Origin of the sequence: Kitasatospora sp. NPDC058048, assembly GCF_042885555.1 — a bacterium.
Classification (GTDB): Bacteria; Actinomycetota; Actinomycetes; order Streptomycetales; family Streptomycetaceae; genus Kitasatospora; species Kitasatospora lactacystinica.
On the sequence record NZ_JBHVRT010000032.1, the window covers coordinates 24,393 to 39,789 of the forward strand.

At 73.6% G+C, this 15,397-nt stretch carries 13 protein-coding genes; 10 read left to right on the top strand and 3 right to left on the bottom strand.

The genetic code is table 11. The annotated features are described in order from the left end of the window. Positions 1–240 precede the first annotated feature (240 nt). Genes ACFVVA_RS29015 through ACFVVA_RS29025 form a run of 3 tightly spaced genes read left to right on the top strand, consistent with a single transcriptional unit; the run spans position 241 to position 4,048 of the window. On the top strand, positions 241–2,163 hold the full coding sequence (locus tag ACFVVA_RS29015; RefSeq protein WP_387693751.1) for an AMP-dependent synthetase/ligase: 1,923 nt from the start codon (positions 241–243) through the stop codon (positions 2,161–2,163). A gap of 57 nt (positions 2,164–2,220) precedes the next feature. Beyond that, entirely contained in the window at positions 2,221–3,450 is a 1,230-nt protein-coding gene (gene hemW / locus ACFVVA_RS29020) for a radical SAM family heme chaperone HemW (protein ID WP_387693752.1), read from the top strand. 40 nt (positions 3,451–3,490) lie between these two features. Continuing rightward, entirely contained in the window at positions 3,491–4,048 is a 558-nt protein-coding gene (locus ACFVVA_RS29025; RefSeq protein WP_387693753.1) for a Uma2 family endonuclease, read from the top strand. Here ACFVVA_RS29025 and ACFVVA_RS29030 read toward each other — a convergent pair. From ACFVVA_RS29030 to htpX, 3 genes are read right to left on the bottom strand one after another with little or no spacing between them, the layout of a single operon-like run. Next, positions 4,039–4,872: a DUF3097 domain-containing protein gene (locus tag ACFVVA_RS29030; protein ID WP_387693754.1), complete on the bottom strand. Its 834-nt coding sequence runs from the start codon at positions 4,870–4,872 to the stop codon at positions 4,039–4,041. The two genes, ACFVVA_RS29025 and ACFVVA_RS29030, sit on opposite strands and share 10 nt — an antisense overlap. A 31-nt stretch (positions 4,873–4,903) precedes the next feature. After that, a complete protein-coding gene (locus tag ACFVVA_RS29035) occupies positions 4,904–5,488 on the bottom strand; it encodes a hypothetical protein (RefSeq protein WP_387693755.1) in 585 nt (194 codons plus the stop codon). A 32-nt stretch (positions 5,489–5,520) separates the two neighbouring features. Then, positions 5,521–6,441, bottom strand: coding sequence for a zinc metalloprotease HtpX (htpX, locus tag ACFVVA_RS29040; protein ID WP_387693756.1), 921 nt, complete (start codon positions 6,439–6,441; stop codon positions 5,521–5,523). Positions 6,442–6,730: 289 nt separating this feature from the next. Here htpX and hrcA point away from each other — a divergent pair, with 289 nt between their 5' ends. The 7 genes from hrcA to ACFVVA_RS29075 all read left to right on the top strand — a co-directional run bounded on the left by hrcA (position 6,731) and on the right by ACFVVA_RS29075 (position 15,395). Then, on the top strand, positions 6,731–7,765 hold the full coding sequence (gene hrcA / locus ACFVVA_RS29045; RefSeq protein WP_359903053.1) for a heat-inducible transcriptional repressor HrcA: 1,035 nt from the start codon (positions 6,731–6,733) through the stop codon (positions 7,763–7,765). Between the two features lie 76 nt (positions 7,766–7,841). Further along, entirely contained in the window at positions 7,842–8,981 is a 1,140-nt protein-coding gene (gene dnaJ, locus ACFVVA_RS29050) for a molecular chaperone DnaJ (protein ID WP_387693757.1), read from the top strand. Between the two features lie 75 nt (positions 8,982–9,056). After that, on the top strand, positions 9,057–9,806 hold the full coding sequence (locus tag ACFVVA_RS29055) for a 16S rRNA (uracil(1498)-N(3))-methyltransferase (protein WP_359903047.1): 750 nt from the start codon (positions 9,057–9,059) through the stop codon (positions 9,804–9,806). Positions 9,807–9,961: 155 nt separating this feature from the next. After that, positions 9,962–13,225, top strand: coding sequence for a PDZ domain-containing protein (locus ACFVVA_RS29060; RefSeq protein ID WP_387693758.1), 3,264 nt, complete (start codon positions 9,962–9,964; stop codon positions 13,223–13,225). Positions 13,226–13,339: 114 nt separating this feature from the next. Further along, the gene (locus ACFVVA_RS29065; RefSeq protein WP_387693759.1) at positions 13,340–14,059 is read left to right on the top strand and encodes an RDD family protein; all 720 of its coding nucleotides are present in this window, start codon (positions 13,340–13,342) and stop codon (positions 14,057–14,059) included. 52 nt (positions 14,060–14,111) lie between these two features. Then, complete coding sequence (locus tag ACFVVA_RS29070; RefSeq protein WP_359903038.1) at positions 14,112–14,465, top strand: histidine triad nucleotide-binding protein; 354 nt, start codon at positions 14,112–14,114, stop codon at positions 14,463–14,465. A gap of 6 nt (positions 14,466–14,471) precedes the next feature. Then, positions 14,472–15,395: a ribonuclease Z gene (locus tag ACFVVA_RS29075; protein ID WP_359903035.1), complete on the top strand. Its 924-nt coding sequence runs from the start codon at positions 14,472–14,474 to the stop codon at positions 15,393–15,395. Positions 15,396–15,397: the final 2 nt, after the last annotated feature.

Here is a 15,397-nt window from a genome sequence, read left to right on the forward strand (position 1 = left end):
GGTCATTCGGCGTGCGGGAGCCGGAGGTTTGCCGGGCCTTTGCCGAACGGACGGGTCCGGCACCGGTGGCGCGGGGGCGTGCCGTCGGGCGCTGCCCTCTTACGGAATGACCGGTTTCCCCCTAGGCTGCTGATTGCCCCTTTGTTACTGACCGGTACCGTTCAGGTGAACCGGGGCCCGGCGACCGCCCCCACGGACGCCGCGACAATCCAGACGGCCACCCGCCCCCGGAGGTCCTCGTTGAGTTCCGCGCAGTCCCTGATCGGCTCCGGCAGGTCCGACCTCGTCGCCGGGCGTCCGGCCTCCGTCGCCCACCTGTTCCTGGAGCGGGTCGCCCTGACCCCGAACGCCGAGGCCTACCGCTACCCCTCGCCCGTGGACGAGCAGGCCGCCGACGGCGCGCCCGGCGCCGAGCAGTGGCGCTCGCTCACCTGGGCGCAGACCGCGACCCGGGTCAAGGCCGTGGCCGCCGGCCTGATGGCACTCGGCATCCACCCCGAGGACCGGGTGGCCCTGGCCTCCTCGACCCGGCTCGAATGGATCGTCGCCGACCTCGGCGCCATGTGCGCGGGCGCCGCGATCACCACGGTCTACCCGAGCACCAACGCGGACGAGACGGCGTTCATCCTCTCCGACTCCGGCTCCCGGGCGCTGTTCGCCGAGAACGCGGCCCAGCTGGCCAAGGCCGTCGAGCAGCTCGACCAGCTGCCCGAGCTGCGCACCGTGATCCTCTTCGACGCGCCGGCCGAGGCCCCCGAGAGCGCCGGCCTGGAGCTGCTCACCCTCGCGGAGCTGGAGGAGCGCGGCGCCCGGTACCTGGCGGAGCACCCGGACGCGGTGGAGAAGGCCGTCGACGGGCTCGACAAGGAGCAGCTGGCCACCCTCATCTACACCTCCGGCACCACCGGCCGCCCCAAGGGTGTGCGCCTGGTGCACGACTGCTGGGCGTACGAGGGCCGGGCGCAGGAGGCCAGCGGACTGCTGGGCCCCGACGACGTGCAGTTCATGTGGCTGCCGCTGTCGCACGTGTTCGGCAAGACGCTGATCTCCGGGCAGATCGCCACCGGGCACGTGATGGCGGTGGACGGCCGGGTGGACCGGATCATCCACAACCTGCCGGTGATCCGGCCGACCATCATGGCCTCGGCCCCGCGCATCTTCGAGAAGGTCTACAACGGCATCGCGGGCAAGGCCCGGGCCGAGGGCGGCGCCAAGTACAAGATCTTCCTGTGGGCGGCGAAGGTCGCCCGCGAGCACGCCCGGGCGGTCCAGGAGAGCCGGGTGGCCACCGGCACCGAGACGGCCCCGCTGGGCCTGCGGGCGCAGCACGCGCTCGCCGACAAGCTGGTGTACGCGAAGATCCGGGCGGCCTTCGGCGGCCGGCTGCGCGGTGCGGTCTCCGGCAGTGCCGCGCTCGCCCCGGAGATCGGCTACTTCTTCATCGGCGCCGGGGTGCCGATCCTGGAGGGCTACGGGCTGAGCGAGACCAGCGCCGGCTCCTGCGTCAACCGCGCGGAGGACGTGCGGATCGGCACGGTGGGCCGCCCGCTGCCCGGCACCGAGGTGCGGATCGCCGAGGACGGCGAGATCCTGCTGCGCGGCCCGGGCGTCATGCGCGGCTACCACAACCTGCCGGAGAAGACCGCCGAGGTGCTGGAGTCGGACGGCTGGTTCCACACCGAGGACATCGGCGAGCTCACCCCGGACGGCTTCCTGCGGATCACCGACCGCAAGAAGGACCTGTTCAAGACCTCCGGCGGCAAGTACGTGGCGCCCAGCGAGGTCGAGGGCAAGTTCAAGGCGGTCTGCCCGTTCGTCAGCAACATCCTGGTGATCGGCAACGGCCGCAACTTCTGCACCGCGCTGATCGGCCTGGACGAGGCGGTCCTCCTGCCGTGGGCCGCCGAGCGCGGCCTGGCCGGCAGGAGCTACGCCGAACTGGCCGCCGAGCCGGCCGTGCACCAGCTGATCGAGGGCTTCGTCAAGCGGGTCAACGCCGACCTCCAGCGCTGGCAGACGATCAAGAAGTTCCACCTGCTGCCGCGCGACCTGGACATCGAGCACGGCGAGCTCACCCCGAGCCTGAAGATCAAGCGCCCGGTGGTCGAGCGGACCTACGCGGACGCCGTGGCGGCCATGTACGCGGGCGCCAACGAGGCCTGAGCCGCCCCGCCCCGTACGGCTCACCCGAACGGGTGCGCCGTACGGGACAATGGGCTCATGCCCTCCGCACTCCCCGACGGCGATCCGGTGCCGTCCGACGGTTCCCTGCCCGCGCACGCCCTCGACGGGCTGGGCGACCGGCCGTTCGGCTTCTACCTGCACGTGCCGTACTGCGCCAGCCGCTGCGGCTACTGCGACTTCAACACCTACACCGCCACCGAGCTGCGCTCCTCCGGGGCGGTCGCCTCGCAGGACACGTACGCGGACAACGTGGTCGCCGAGATCCGCCTCGCCCGGAAGGTGCTGGGGGACACGGACCTCCCGGTGCGGACCGTCTTCCTCGGCGGCGGCACCCCGACCCTGCTGCCCGCCCGCGACCTGGTGAAGATGCTCGCCGCGATCCGCGAGGAGTTCGGGCTCGCCGAGGACGCCGAGGTCACCACCGAGGCCAACCCGGAGTCGGTCGACCCGGCGTACCTGGCCGAACTGCGCGAGGGCGGCTACAACCGGCTCTCCTTCGGCATGCAGAGCGCCCGCCCGCACGTCCTGAAGCTGCTCGACCGCCACCACACCCCGGGCCGCCCCGAGGCCTGCGTGGCCGAGGCCCGCGCGGCCGGCTTCGAGCACGTCAACCTCGACCTCATCTACGGCACCCCCGGCGAGTCCGACGACGACTGGCGGGCCTCCCTGGACGCCGCCATCGGCGCCGGGCCCGACCACGTCTCCGCGTACTCGCTGATCGTCGAGGAGGGCACCCGGCTCGCCGCCCGGGTCAAGCGCGGCGAACTGCCGATGATCGACGACGACGTGCACGCCGACCGCTACCTGATCGCTGAGGAGGCGCTCGCCGCCGCCGGCTACTCCTGGTACGAGGTCTCCAACTGGGCCACCGCCCCCGAGGGCCGCTGCCGCCACAACGAGCTGTACTGGACCGGCGCCGACTGGTGGGGCGCGGGCCCCGGTGCCCACAGCCACGTCGGCGGCGTCCGCTGGTGGAACGCCAAGCACCCCGCCGCCTACGCGCAGGCCCTCGCCGAGCAGCGCACCCCGGCGCTGGCCCGCGAGGTGCTGGCCGAGGAGGACCGCCGCGTCGAGCGGATCCTCCTGGAGCTGCGCCTGGTCGACGGCATCCCCCTCGACCTGCTCACCGACACCGGCCGCAGGGCGGCGGACCGGCACCTCGCCGACGGCCTCCTCGCCGCCGGTCCCTACGAGCAGGGCCGCGCCGCGCTCACCCTCCAGGGGCGCCTCCTGGCGGACGCGGTTGTGCGTGACTTGGTGGACTGAGTGTCGTTAACGTGGTGTCAGCCGTCGTAGGGAGCGCGCAATGACCGCCATCGATGACCGGGTGACGGGGATCTTCGAGAATCTGGAGGTCCCCGAAGGCTTCAAAGCCGAGCTCATCAGGGGGGAAATCGTGATGATGGCCGGGCCGGACATGGTCCACAACCTCATCATCCGGGCCATCCAGCACCAGACGCCGTACACCCGGTGGAACGCACTGACCACGCAGGATGTGGCCTTTCCCCGCGAGGCCAGTGAGCCGCAGCCGGACCTGGTCGTGTTTGAGCGGGGGGCTGCGGAGGAGAGCGGTCGGCTGTTGCCCGCGCTTGCGGTCACCCTGGCGGTCGAGGTGGTTTCGAAGACCAGCGTGCTTCGCGACTACCGGACCAAGCGGGAGCTCTATGCAGAGGGCCAGATTCCCGCATATCTGATCGTCGACCCGATCAAGGGTGTCTGTGTCCTGCTCACCGAGCCGAGTCGAGCGGCGGCCTCCGGGCTGCCGGACTACGCGGTCGAGCGGACCGCGAAGTTCGGCGAGTCGATTCCGCTGGATCTGCTCGACATCACGCTGGACACCGCGGAGTTCCGTACCTACTCCTGACCCGGCAGGGCCGTGAAGTCGATCAACTCCTCCACCCGGCCCAGCAGTTCGGGCTCCAGGTCCTTGTAGCTGTTCACCTTCGACAGGATGTGCTTCCAGGCCGCCGGGGTGTCCACCGGCCAGCCGAGGCGGCGGCAGGTGCCCTCCTTCCAGTCCTCGCCCCGCGGGACGGCGGGCCAGCCGGGGATGCCCACGCTGGAGGGCTTCACGGCCTGCCAGATGTCGATGTAGGGGTGGCCGACGACCAGCACCGAGTCGCCGGTGACCCGGGCGGCGATGCGGTGCTCCTTCGTCCCCGGCAGCAGGTGGTCGACCAGGACGCCGAGGCGGCGGCCGGGGCCGGGGGCGAAGTCGGCGACGATCGCGGGCAGGTCGTCGATGCCGCGCAGGTACTCGACGACGACGCCCTCGATCCGCAGGTCGTCGCCCCAGACCCGCTCGACCAGCTCGGCGTCGTGCCGGCCCTCGACGTAGATCCGGGACTCGCGGGCGACCCGGGCGCGGGCGTTCGGGACGGCGACGGAGCCGGAGGCGGTGCGGCCCGGCGTCCGGGCGGGAGCCGGGCCGGCCGGGCGGACCAGGGTGACGGCCCGGCCCTCCAGCAGGAAGCCGCGCGGCACCAGCGGGAACACCCGGTGCTTGCCGAACCGGTCCTCCAGGGTGACGGTGAACCCCTCGGCGGTCTTCTCGCAGCGCACCACCGCCCCGCAGAAGCCGGTCGCCGCCTCCTCGACCACCAGGTCCCGCTCGGCGGGCACCTCCGGGGCGGGCTGCGGCTTCTTCCACGGCGGGGTCAGGTCGGGTCCGTACTGGCGGCTGCGCATACGGGTGATCATAGGGACGGCGGACGGTGTGTCAGAGGCCCGGCGCGCCCCAGACCGGGAACCAGCGGCTCAGGTCCTTCTCCAGCCGCAGGTCGTTCCCCAGCATCGCGTTGACCTGCAGTTCCAGTGGGCTGTTGCGCTTCTCCCCGCCGCCGGGCATCGGGGCGAAGGGGTAGAACGTGCCGCGCTTGTAGAGGTAGACCAGGGCCAGCGACCGCCCCTGCGGATCGCGGAAGGCGACCAGCGAGCAGAGCAGCTGCGGCCCGAAGCCGTTCGCCTCCAGCTCGCTGTTGACCGCGTGCAGGTCGTTGACCAGCTCCGGCAGCTCCTCGGGCCGGTGCCGGGCGAGCAGCCAGGAGTAGCCGTAGTCGTCCTTGGAGGCCTCCACCGGGACGCCGCCGCGCTCGGTGTCGGCGTCCAGCAGGGCCCGGACCTGCTGCTCGACCTGGACGAAGGCCGCGCCCTCGACAGCCGCGAAGCAGACCGAGCCGAGCCCGGTGGGGGTGAACCCGGCCCCGGCCTCCAGGGTGAGCGCGGCGGACGGCACGCCGAACAGCTGGTCGAGGTCGGGCTTGACGGGCTTGGTGCGGCCGAACAGGGTGTCCAGGATTCCCACGGCGGTCCTTTCGCGTCAGGGGCTCGGCGGGTTCAGTGGCCGAGCTGCTCGGAGATCCTCGCCAGCTGCTCCAGCCGCTTCTCCAGGCTGGGGTGGGTGGAGAACAGCTGCGTGGCGGCCTCCCGGGCGCTCAGCGCGGGGGCGAAGTAGAAGGCGTTGTACGGCTGCGCCTGGCGCAGGTCCTTGCTGGGGATGGCCGCGATCTGCCCGGTCACCTTGGTGAGCGCCGAGGCCAGGGCGCTGGGCCGGCCGGTGAGCTGGGCGGCGGCCCGGTCGGCGGCCAGTTCGCGGTAGCGGGAGAGCAGCCGGGTGAGCAGGAAGCTGATCGCGTAGACGACGATCGACACCAGCGGGATGATCAGCGCCAGGATGGCGGCGTTCTGGTCGTTGTTGTTGCGCCCGCCGCCCATGAACCCGCCGTACACGGCGATCCGGGTCATCGCCCCGGCGAGGACGCCGAGGAACCCGGCGATCGTCATCACCGCGACGTCCCGGTGGGCGACGTGCGACAGCTCGTGCGCGAGGACTCCCTCCAGCTCCTCCGGTTCCAGCCGGCGCAGCAGCCCGGTGGTCACGCAGATCACCGCGTTCTGCGGGTTGCGGCCGGTGGCGAAGGCGTTCGGCATGTCGTTGTCGGCGACCGCCACCCGCGGTTTGGGCATGTCGGCCAGGGCGCAGAGCCGGTCGACGGTGCCGTGGAGTTGGGGGAACTGTTCCGGGGACACCTGGCGGGCGCCCATCGCCCGTTCGGTGATCTTGTCGCTGAACCAGAACTGGGCCACGAACAGCCCGCCGGAGATCAGGACGATCAGTGGCCAGGCGCCGCGCAGCAGCGCGATCAGCAGGCCGGTGAAACCGACGTACAGCAACCCGATCACGAACATCGTCGCGACCATGCGGCCGGTCAGGCCGCGGTCGGGCGCGAAACGGGTGTGCTGGCCCGAGCTCGACATCGCTTGCTCCTCCGTTCGCCGTCGCTTTCGATGCTGCCACCCGGACGGCCTCCCGGCACCACCCCGGTGCCGGGAGGATCGAACCGCCGGGGCCCCGCGGGCCGTGTCCGGAACTGCGGGGAGGATCACGTCCCTCGGGCCGTTCCTGCCGTAGGACCCGGGCCTTACACTGGCAGGTACGGTTCTGGCACTCGTACGTTCAGAGTGCCAAGACCGGGGGCCTCCCGGAGCGGCCCGCAGCAGCGAGGGACACAGTCGGACAACGTGCGAAGACGGAGGTGCGTGCCCCATGGCCGGTGAGGTCCGCCAGCTGGACGAACGCAAGCTCGCCGTACTCCGCGCGATCGTGCAGGACTACGTGGGCACCGAGGAGCCGGTCGGCTCCAAGGCCCTGGTGGAACGGCACAACCTCGGGGTCTCGCCGGCGACCGTCCGCAACGACATGGCGGCGCTGGAGGAGGAGGGCTACATCCACCAGCCGCACACCAGCGCCGGCCGCATCCCGACCGACAAGGGGTACCGCCTCTTCGTCGACAAGCTCGCCGAGATCAAGCCGATGAGCGCCCCCGAGCGCCGGGCCATCCGGCACTTCCTGGACGGCGCGGTCGACCTGGACGACGTGGTCGCCCGCACCGTGCGGCTGCTCGCCCAGCTGACCCGGCAGGTCGCGGTGGTGCAGTACCCCTCGCTGACGCGCTCCACCGTCCGGCACATCGAGCTGGTGGCGCTGGCCCCGGCCAAGGTGATGCTGGTACTGATCACCAACACCGGCCGGGTCGAGCAGCGGATGGTCGACTGCCCGGGCTCGGTCGGCGAGACGGTGCTGGCGGACCTTCGGGCCCGGATCAACGCGAGAGCCGCCGGCCGGCGCCTCCCGGAGGTCCCGGGGCTGCTGGAGGAGCTGCCGGCGCTGTTCGAGCAGGCCGACCGGCCGACGGTCAGCACGGTCCTGGCGACCCTGTTCGAGACGCTCGCCGAGCAGAACGAGGAGCGGATCATGCTGGCCGGCACGGCCAACCTGACCCGCTTCGGGCACGACTTCCCGCTCACCATCCAGCCGGTGCTGGAGGCCCTGGAGGAGCAGGTCATCCTGCTCCGCCTCCTGGGTGAGACCGCGGACGCCGCGATGACGGTCCGGATCGGGCGGGAGAACGCCTATGAAGGGCTGAATTCCACGTCGATCGTTTCGGTCGGCTACGGTTCGGGCGACGAGAGCGTGGCGAAACTGGGTGTGATCGGTCCGACCCGGATGGACTACCCCGGCACAATGGGGGCGGTGCGAGCGGTGGCACGGTACGTGGGCCAGATCCTGGCCGAGTCCTAGCAAGGGCCACCGTTAAAATTTTTGACGGTGGCGTCCAGTCGCAGCACTACTACAGGCGGAACAAGCGGAGCATTTGGTGGCCACGGACTACTACGCGGTACTCGGCGTCCGACGGGATGCGGGGCAGGACGAGATCAAGAAGGCGTTCCGGCGCCTGGCACGCGAACTGCACCCGGACGTCAACCCGGACCCGAAGACGCAGGAGCGGTTCAAGGAGATCAACGCCGCCTACGAGGTGCTCTCCGACCCGCAGAAGCGTCAGGTCTACGACCTCGGCGGGGACCCGCTGTCCCCGGGCGGCGGCGGTGCCGGCGGCTTCGGCGCCGGCGCGGCGGGCTTCGGCTTCTCCGACATCATGGACGCCTTCTTCGGCGCCGCGGCAGGCCAGCGCGGCCCGCGCTCGCGCACCCGCCGCGGCCAGGACGCCATGATCCGGCTGGAGATCACCCTGGAGGAGGCCGCGTTCGGCACCACCAAGGAACTCCAGGTCGACACCGCCGTCACCTGCACCACCTGCAGTGGCGAGGGCGCGGCCCCCGGCACCTCGGCGCAGACCTGTGACATGTGCCGCGGCAAGGGCGAGGTCTCCCAGGTCACCCGGTCCTTCCTGGGCCAGGTCATGACCTCCCGCCCCTGCCCGCAGTGCCAGGGCTTCGGCACCGTCGTGCCGACCCCGTGCCCGGAGTGCGCCGGCGACGGCCGCGTGCGCGCCCGCCGCACCCTGACCGTCAAGATCCCGGCCGGCGTCGACAACGGCACCCGGATCCAGCTGGCCGGCGAGGGCGAGGTCGGCCCCGGCGGCGGCCCGGCCGGCGACCTGTACGTCGAGATCGCCGAGACCACCCACGCCATCTTCCAGCGGCGCGGGGACGACCTGCACTGCACCGTCACCATCCCGATGACGGCGGCCTCGCTCGGCACCCGGGTGCCGCTGCAGACCCTGGACGGCCTGGAGGACGTCGACATCCGGCCCGGCACCCAGTCCGGCCAGTCGATCCCGCTGCACGGCCGGGGCATCACCCACCTGCGCGGCGGCGGCCGGGGCGACCTGATAGTGCACGTCGAGGTGAAGACGCCCACCAAGCTCGACGCCGAGCAGGAGGAGCTGCTGCGCCGCCTCGCGGTGCTGCGCGGCGAGGAGCAGCCGTCCGGCCAGTTCGCGCCGGGCCAGCAGGGCCTGTTCTCCCGCCTGAAGGACGCCTTCAACGGCCGGTAGTCGTCCGCGGAGGGGTGCCGGGGGATCCCGGCACCCCTTCCGTGTTCCCGTCCCACTCCTGGAGGTACCCCCGTCATGACCGCGCCCGTCTTCGTCGTCGAGACCGAGCGGATCGCCGCCGCCGTGCCCGGGGCCGTGGTGCGCCTGGACGGCCCGGAGGGGCGGCACGCGGCCGCGGTGAAGCGGCTGGAGCCGGGCGAGGCGGTCACCCTGGCCGACGGGCTGGGACTCGGGGTGGACGGCACGGTCGCCGAGGTGCTCGGCAAGGACGCGATCGACGTGACGGTCGCCGCCGTGCGCCGGGAGCCGGAGCCCGCGCCGCGGATCGTGGTCGTCCAGGCGCTGCCCAAGGGCGACCGCGGCGAGCTGGCCGTGGAGACGATGACCGAGGTCGGCGTGGACGTGGTGATCCCGTGGTCCGCCTCGCGCTGCATCACCCAGTGGAAGGGCGAGCGCGGCGCCAAGGCGCTCGCCAAGTGGCGGGCCACCGCCCGGGAGGCGGGCAAGCAGTCCCGCCGGCTGCGCTTCCCCGAGGTCCGCGAGCCGATGACCACCCGGCAGCTGGCGCCGGTGCTGGCGCGGGCCGCGTTCGCCGCCGTGCTGCACGAGGAGGGCGCCGAGCCGCTGGCGCACGCCGGGCTGCCGGAGGGCGGGGACATCGTGCTGGTGGTCGGCCCCGAGGGCGGGGTCTCCCCGGAGGAGCTGGCCGCCTTCGCCGAGGCGGGCGCCAAGCCGTACCGGCTGGGCTCCTCGGTGCTGCGCACCTCGACCGCCGGGGTGGCCGCCGGCGCGCTGCTGCTCGGGCGCACCGGCCGCTGGTCGTGACGGCCGCTGTGACGGCCGCTGCGACGGCAGCCGTGCAGGCGGTCGGGGCGGCCTGCGGGGCGGTTCCCGGGAGGGCGTAACAGCCCTCCGCGGGCGGCGCCGGAAGTCTGGGAAAAACGGCGCGGATCGTACGCGCACCTGCTTAGGCTGGCCGGGTGACGGACTCCCTGAGCACCTCCTCGAACAGCTCGGCGGGCGCCTACCTGCGCCATCCCCACCTGCACGGCGACCTGGTCGCCTTCGTCGCCGAGGACGACCTCTGGCTCGCCCCGCTGGACGGCGGCCGGGCCTGGCGGCTGACGGCGGACCACCTGCCGGTCCACCACCCGAGGTTCTCCCCGGACGGGCGGCACCTCGCCTTCACCTCCACCCGGGACGGCGCGCCCGAGGTGCACGTGGTGCCGGTGGACGGCGGCCCGTCGCGTCGGCTCACCCACTGGGGCAGCCACCAGACCCGGGTGCTCGGCTGGACCGCCGACGGCCGCCCGATCGCCGCCACCGCCGCGGGCGAGGCCAGTTTCCGCCGCACCTGGGCGCACGCCGTGCCGCTGGACGGCGGCGAGCCGCAGCGGCTGCCGTACGGGCCGGTCGGCGGGCTCGCCTTCGAGCCGGGCGGGGACCGGGTGCTGCTGAGCAGCGTCAACGGTCGAGACCCGGCCTGGTGGAAGCGGTACCGGGGCGGGCGGGCCGGCAAGCTGTGGCTGGGCCGGGACGAGTTCGTCCGCGTCCACGCGGAGCTGGACGGGCAGCTGGACTCCCCGCTGTGGGTGGCCGGGCCGGGCGGGCGGGGCGGCCGGATCGCCTTCCTGTCCGACCACGAGGGCGTCGGCGAGCTGTGGTCCAGCGGCCCGGACGGCACCGACCTGCGCCGCCACACCGCCGACCCGGACGGCTTCTACGCCCGCGGCGCCACCACCGACGGCACCCGGGTGGTCCTCCACCGGGCCGGCGACCTCTGGCTGCTGGACGACCTGGACGGCGCCGAGCCGCGCCGGCTGGACGTCCGCCTCGCCGGTCCGCGGGCCGGGCGCCGCCCCCGCCCGGTGCCCGCCGCGCACTGGCTGGACTCCGTCGCCCCCGACCGCACCGGCCGGGGCAGCGCCGTGGTGGTGCGCGGCAGCGTGCACTGGCTGACCCACCGCGAGGGCCCGGCCCGGGTGCTGGACGAGACCCCGGGCGTGCGCGGGCGGCTGGTCCGGGTGGTGCCGGGCGAGGACGGCGCCCAGGGCGTGCTGTGGGTGTCCGACGCCGAGGGCGAGGACGCCCTGGAGTTCGCCCCCGACCTGCACGGCGCCGAGCGCCGCCGGCTGGCCGCCGGGCAGCTCGGCCGGGTCAACTCGCTGGTGGTCTCCCCGGACGGCAAGCAGGCCGCGCTCGGCGTGCACGACGGCCGGGTGCTGCTGGTCTCGCTGGCCGACGGCGCCGTGCACGAGCTGGACCGCAGCGCCGACGGCGAGGCCGGCGGGCCGGCCTTCAGCCCGGACTCGGCCTGGCTGGCCTGGTCGCGCCCGGTGCGCGGGATGGGCCCCCACTCGCTGCGCCAGATCGTGCTGGCCAACCTGGCCACCCGGACGGTCGGCGAGGTCACCCAGCCGCGCTTCGTGGACACCTCGCCCTCCTTCACCGCGGACGGGCGCTACCTGGCCTTCCTGTCGGTGCGCAACTTCGACCCGGTCTACGACGCGCACGTCTTCGACCTGTCCTTCCCGAACGGCTGCCGCCCCTACCTGGTCACGCTGGCCGCCGACACACCCTCCCCGTTCGGGCCGCAGCGGGCCGGGCGCCCGCTCGGCGGGGAGGAGGACGAGCCGAAGGCCCGGAAGGCGGACGGCGAGGAGGCGGCGGCCGACGCCGCGCCGGTGACCAGGGTGGACCTGGACGGCATCGCCGACCGGATCGTCCCCTTCCCGGTCGAGGGCGGCCGCTTCGAGGACCTGGCCGCCGCCAAGGACGGCGTGCTCTGGACCAGGGCCCCGCTGATGGGCGAACTCGGCGACGAGGCCGCCTCGTTGGACGACGACCGGCCCCGCCCGGTGCTGGAGCGCTTCGACCTGAGGAAGCGCCGGGTCGAGCAGCTGGTGCACGGCCTGGACGGCTTCTCGGTCAGCGCGGACGGTACCCGGGCGGCCGTGCTGGACGAGGGCGAGCTGCGGGTCGTCCCGGCCGACCACAAGGGCGGCGACGACGAGGAGACCACCGTCGACCTCGCCCGGCTGCGGGTGACCGTCGACCCGGCCGCCGAGTGGCGGCAGATGTACGCCGAGAACGGCCGGCTGATGCGGGACAACTTCTGGCGCCCCGACCTCTCCGGCGTCGACTGGGACGGGGTGCTGGAGCGCTACCGGCCGCTGGTCGAACGGGTCGGCTCGCACGACGAACTGGTCGACCTGCTCTGGGAGGTGCACGGCGAACTCGGCACCTCGCACGCCTACGTGATGCCCTACGGCCGGTACACCGAGCCCGCCCGGCGCCAGGGTCTGCTCGGCGCCGACCTGGTCCGGGACGGCGAGCGGTGGCGGATCGCCCGGATCCTGCCCGGGGAGTCCTCCGACCCCAGGGCCCGCTCGCCGCTGGCCGCGCCCGGCGCGGCCGTCCGCCCGGGCGACGCGGTGCTGGCCGTCAACGGCCGCCCGGTGGACCCGGTCACCGGCCCGGCCCCGCTGCTGGCCGGCACGGCGGGCCAGCCGGTCGAGCTGACCGTGGCCGGGAAGGACGGCACCGACCGGCGCCACCCGGTGGTCGTCCCGCTCGCCGACGAGGAGGCGCTGCGCTACCACGACTGGGTGGCCGGTCGGCGGGCCGCGGTGCGCGAGCTGTCCGGCGGGCGGCTGGGCTACCTGCACCTGCCCGACATGCAGACGGCCGGCTGGGCCCAGCTGCACCGCGACCTGAGCAGCGAGATGGCCAGGGAGGGCCTGGTCGTCGACGTCCGGGGGAACCGGGGCGGCCACACCTCGCAGCTGGTGATCGAGAAGCTGGCCCGCCGGATCATCGGCTGGGACGTCATCCGGGACACCGACCACCCGGTGCCCTACCCGGCGGACGCCCCGCGCGGTCCGGTGGTCGCGCTCGCCGACGAGTTCACCGGCTCGGACGGCGACGTGGTCAACGCCGCCGTCCAGGCGCTCGGGATCGGTCCGGTGGTCGGCACCCGCACCTGGGGCGGGGTGATCGGCATCGACAGCCGCTACCGGCTGGTCGACGGCACCCTGGTCACCCAGCCCAAGTACGCGCTCTGGCTGGAGAACTACGGCTGGGGCCTGGAGAACCACGGCGTCGACCCGGACGTCGAGGTGCCGTTCGCCCCGCACCACTGGGCGGCCGGCGAGGACCCCCAGCTGGCCGAGGGCGTCCGGCTCGCCCTGGAGCGGCTCGCCGAGACGCCGGCCCGTACGGCGCCGCCGCTGCCCTGGCGGTAGCGGGGCGCCGTCCTCGCAGCGGGAGGCCGTACCGGCCGGCTTCCCGCTGCGGGGTGCGGGGGCGTGGGTAGGATGCGGGGCTGTTTCTTGATCCACAGCTCACGGGGGAACCACATGGCGCAGGGCTACCCGCCGCCGCAGTACGGCCAGAATCCTTACGCACAGCAGCCGCAGCCCCATCCGCCGGCGCAGCCCTACCAGCAGCCGCCGGCCCAGCCGTACCCGCCGCAGCCGTACCCGCCGCAGCCGTACCCGCCGCAGGGGTACGCCGCGCCGCAGCCGTACCCGCCGCAGGGACACGCCCCGCAGGCGTACCCGCAGCCGTACCCGGACCCCTACCCGCGGAGCGAGCAGCCGCGGCGGGCGCTGCCGCCCTGCCCCAAGGAGGCGGGCGGCGGCCGGCGGTTCCTGGCGATCGTGCTGGACTGGCTGTTCGCGATCGGCCTCGGCTTCGTCGCCGCCAACGCCGCGAGCCGCCCGAGGACCGGGCACGCGGCCGGCCACGCCGTGCAGAGCGGACCGGTGGTGCCCTACTTCGTGGCGCTGCTGGCCGTCGGCCTGGCCGCGTCCTTCCTCAACCAGGTGGTGCTCGCCCGGCTGACCGGCTTCAGCGTCGGCAAGGGGGTCATGGCGATGCGGGTGGTGCGCCGCAAGGGCGTGATGCGGCCCAACACCTGGCGGCTCACCAGGCGCTGGCTGATCGGTTTCGTCATCCTCGCGGTCTCCTTCCTCACCGAGGACTTCGACACGGACGAGGGCGACATCGTCGGCATGCGCTCGGTGCGCTGGAAGCACCTCCAGGAGTACCAGCAGGCCGTCGCCCCGCTCGGCTAGGCTGCGCCCGTACGGCCCCACCACCCGACGTACCGATCCCGAGGAGGGAACCATGGCCGGCGAGCCGCAGCCCGACTGCCTGTTCTGCAAGATCGTGGCGGGCGAGATCCCGGCGACCGTGGTGCGCAAGACCGAGCGCACCCTCGCCTTCCGCGACATCGCCCCCAAGGCGCCCGTGCACGTGCTGGTGGTCCCGCACGCGCACTACCCGAACGCGGCCGCGCTGGCCGCCGCCGAGCCGGAGATCGCCGGCGAACTGCTCGCCGAGGCGGGCGCGGTGGCCAGGGACGAGGGCATCGAGGACTACCGGCTGATCTTCAACACCGGTGCGGGCGCCGGACAGACCGTCTTCCACGCGCACGTCCACGTCCTCGGCGGGGCGAAGATGACCGAGAGCATGGTCTGACCGCAGGTGTCCCAGCGCGAACTCGTCGTCCTCGGCACCGCCAGCCAGGTGCCCACCCGGCACCGCAACCACAACGGCTACCTGCTGCGCTGGGACGGCGAGGGCCTGCTGTTCGACCCCGGCGAGGGCACCCAGCGCCAGATGCTGCACGCCGGGGTCACGGCCACCCAGATCACCCGGATCGCGGTCACCCACTTCCACGGGGACCATTGCCTGGGCCTCGCCGGGGTGATCCAGCGGATCAACCTCGACCGGGTCCCGCACCCCGTCGACGTCTACTTCCCGGCCTCCGGCGAGGTCTACTTCGAGCGGCTGCGGCACTCCACCGCCTACCACGAGACGGCCGTGCTGCGGCCCCGCCCGATCGACGAGCCCGGGCCGCTGCCCGCGCCCGGCGCCCGCTTCGCGCTGGACGCCGTCCGGCTGGACCACCCGGTGGAGTCCTTCGGCTACCGGCTGTCCGAGCCGGACGGCCGCCGGCTGGTGCCGCAGCGGCTCGCCGCGCTCGGCGTGCGCGGCCCGGCGGTCGGCCGGCTCCAGCACGAGGGCGCGATCGAGGTGGACGGCCGCACCGTCACGCTGGGCGAGGTCAGCGAGCCGCGGCCGGGCCAGAAGTTCGCCTTCGTGATGGACACCCGCCTGTGCGAGGGCGTGCACACCCTCGCCGAGGGCGCCGACCTGCTGGTCGTCGAGGCGACGTTCACCGACGCCGACGCCCGCCTCGCGGAGGAGCACGGCCACCTCACCGCCGGGCAGGCCGCCAAGGTCGCCGCCGAGGCCGGGGTGCGCACCCTGGTGCTGACCCACTTCTCGCAGCGCTACCCGGACCTCGGCCAGCACCTGGCCGACGCCCGCAAGCACTTCGACGGGGAACTGGTGCTGGCCGCCGACCTCGACCGGGTGCCCGTCCCGGCCCGCCGCCCGTCGTGACC

Bases quoted from the DNA above. Each gene is read 5' to 3' on its own strand.
- htpX (WP_387693756.1), bottom strand. From the start codon at position 6,441: ATGTCGAGCTCGGGCCAGCACACCCGTTTCGCGCCCGACCGCGGCCTG.
- ACFVVA_RS29065 (WP_387693759.1), top strand. From the start codon at position 13,340: ATGGCGCAGGGCTACCCGCCGCCGCAGTACGGCCAGAATCCTTACGCA.
- ACFVVA_RS29030 (WP_387693754.1), bottom strand. From the start codon at position 4,872: ATGCGCAGCCGCCAGTACGGACCCGACCTGACCCCGCCGTGGAAGAAG.
- ACFVVA_RS29025 (WP_387693753.1), top strand. From the start codon at position 3,491: ATGACCGCCATCGATGACCGGGTGACGGGGATCTTCGAGAATCTGGAG.
- hrcA (WP_359903053.1), top strand. From the start codon at position 6,731: ATGGCCGGTGAGGTCCGCCAGCTGGACGAACGCAAGCTCGCCGTACTC.
- ACFVVA_RS29055 (WP_359903047.1), top strand. From the start codon at position 9,057: ATGACCGCGCCCGTCTTCGTCGTCGAGACCGAGCGGATCGCCGCCGCC.
- ACFVVA_RS29070 (WP_359903038.1), top strand. From the start codon at position 14,112: ATGGCCGGCGAGCCGCAGCCCGACTGCCTGTTCTGCAAGATCGTGGCG.
- hemW (WP_387693752.1), top strand. From the start codon at position 2,221: ATGCCCTCCGCACTCCCCGACGGCGATCCGGTGCCGTCCGACGGTTCC.